1 protein-coding gene is annotated in these 244 nt (G+C 65.2%); it reads right to left on the bottom strand.

What is annotated here, in order from left to right:
- Positions 1–244 (bottom strand): glycerol-3-phosphate dehydrogenase C-terminal domain-containing protein (locus LD028_RS09330; protein WP_275949120.1); only part of this gene is annotated, 244 nt, incomplete at both ends.

Here is a 244-nt window from a genome sequence, read left to right as displayed (position 1 = left end):
TCCGCCTGTTCTTCCGCCTTGTGCAGTTGAAAATAGGTCCAGCCGGTGCGCAGCCGCAGGAAGTCGACGGCGTGCACCGTCATCTCCTCCTCCACGGCGTATTGAATCTGCGCCCGCAGAAGCTGTTCGGGGGTAAGCGGCGGTTCCGGCAGCCGGTCGTAGATCCGCAGCGTGTTGGTGCCGTACGTGTCGAGCCACTCCTGCGCCGTCTCCCGGTCGACGCCTTTCTCCACCCCCAGCCGCA

Source organism: Anoxybacillus sp. LAT27 (assembly GCF_022030075.1).
Taxonomy (GTDB): Bacteria; Bacillota; Bacilli; order Bacillales; family Anoxybacillaceae; genus Anoxybacillus; species Anoxybacillus kestanbolensis.
This window is presented reverse-complemented; position numbering and strand designations above follow the sequence as displayed.